Genomic DNA, 2,216 nt, shown 5'->3' with positions numbered 1-2,216 from the left:
TAATTTATAATTGCTTATTTGAAATAATACCAATCTCAGCAATAATGGCTTTGTCCTTGTTTCCCATTATTCTATCTGCAACTAATTTGATGTATTTTATAGGTATACTTTTTTTAAATATTACTTTTTGTTGAATTGGATTGGCGATAATATTTGAAAATTCACCACTAGACAATTTTATCCAATTTTCACCATCAATGCTGCCATAGAATTTGTAGTGGGTAATTACGCCAGAAACCCATCTGGTTTGAGTTGGAGTATAGGTGAAACCGATTACATTTGTTATTTTGCCTAAATTTATCTTACTTTTAGATAGAATTTGTTTACTGACAGGCCAATTAGTTTTGATATCGTCATCAATAGCTAGTTCTGACAAACGAATACCATTTTCTGTACTTATTTCCCATAGTTTTTTACTAATATCCAAATTTTTAGTCGTCACTTCACTTTTTCTGTTTGTAATAGAATCAAAGACAAATGCTTTTATGGTTGTTGGTTCATGTATATTTAGTTTGTCAATATATTCTGTGGATTTAACTGAGGGATTACTACCATTTAGCGTGTAAAATATAGAAACACTTTTGTCTGGTACTTCTAGGGTTACCTCTCCTTGTTTGTTTCTCTTTATTAAAGGAGCTTCAACAACTGGAGGCGCATTGTAAACACCAACATTAGAAATTAACAAGCTTCCTTTAGATGCTTCAAAATTTAACCTTATTTTGGAAGCCGTTATATTTTCGAACCTTAAAATTCGTTTATAACCTATGGTAGTTTGTCTTTCGATAGTTCTCCATGTACCATTAATTTCTGCTTCTACAGAAAATTGCTTTACGCGCTGTCCTAATTTTATGTATTCTTGAATTAATAATCTATTAAATTGTATTGGCTTTTTAAAACTCAATGTTAAAGATTCTTTGGTTTTACCTTCATCTGTAGCCCAGTAAGTGTTTTTGTCACCATCGACAGCTTTGTCAGGATCGTATTTTAGTACATTTCCTCTAATATTTGATGCCTTTGTTTCCGCATTTAATGCTAAGTTATTAGCAAAATCCCTCTTTAATTGTGCGGTTAACTTTTTAAGCTGTTTTTCATCATTTTCATGCACCAATCCTCGTTTGTCTATGGGTATATTTAATAATAGAGTACTATTTCTACCAACTGATTGATAATAAATATCTAATAATTGCTTAAGTGTTTTCACCTTATCATCGTCAGATTTATGGTAGAACCAATTAGGACGAATTGAAACATCTGCCTCACCTGGCACCCAGTGTGTTCCGTTTTCTTGTCCCATAGCATAATCAACAGCATAATTCGTCATACCACCATAAATAGAATCTCTTAGCAATGGGGACCAAGTAGTTTTATATGAAAACCCATGTTCGTTTCCTATCCAGCGAGCGTCAGGTCCATTGTCACTCCATATAATTGCATTAGGTTGAAGTTTTCGAATTAATTTGTTTGTGTTATTCCAATCGTAGTAAGTTTTCTTATCAACGGTACGAATTTCTTTTGCACCACCATAATAACCATCCCCACCATTAGCACCATCAAACCAAACTTCAAAAATATCACCATAATTTGTAAGAAGTTCAGTCAGTTGATTTCTAAAATATTTGATGTAATTCGGTTTGCCATAGTCTGGGTGATTTCTATCCCATGGGGATAAATAAATACCCATTTTTAGTTCATATTCTTTACAAGCTTTTGCGAGTTCTTTGATCAAATCACCCTTACCATTTTTCCAAGGTGAGTTTTTTACTGAGTATTCAGTGTATTTTGATGGCCACAAGCAAAAACCATCATGGTGCTTGACAGTCACAATCAAACCTTTCATACCTGATTCTTTGGCAACCCTGGCCCATTGACGAACGTCTAGATTCGAAGGGTTGAATATTTTTGCTGATTTATCTCCGTATCCCCACTCTTTATCAACAAATGTATTAATGCCGAAATGAATAAATCCATAATATTCCATTTCTTGCCAAATCACTTGCTGTTCTCTAGGAATAGGTAATACAGGGTTTGGAGACTCTACAATAGCACAAGATTGAAGAATAATAACTAAAAATAAAAACCAATTAATTTTCATATGATATGATTCATAAATTTATAAATGTAATACTAAACAATTTTTTATCAATTATGTTATACATAATACATTAACTTTACATAACTAACTAAAAGTATTTTATTTTAAAAGTTTGCTTTTATGA

The 2,216-nt window shown here is 32.1% G+C and carries 1 protein-coding gene; it reads right to left on the bottom strand.

Annotated elements, in window-relative coordinates; genetic code table 11:
- Positions 1 to 4 precede the first annotated feature (4 nt).
- Positions 5 to 2,092, bottom strand: coding sequence for an alpha-L-fucosidase (locus AADI82_RS14980; RefSeq protein WP_341217214.1), 2,088 nt, complete (start codon positions 2,090 to 2,092; stop codon positions 5 to 7).
- Between the last annotated feature and the right edge of the window lie 124 nt (positions 2,093 to 2,216).

It is taken from the genome of uncultured Wocania sp., from assembly GCF_964021735.1.
In the GTDB taxonomy this organism is placed as follows: domain Bacteria; phylum Bacteroidota; class Bacteroidia; order Flavobacteriales; family Flavobacteriaceae; genus Wocania_A.
Note: the sequence above shows the minus strand (reverse complement) of the source record. Positions and strands in the feature narration are given on the sequence as shown.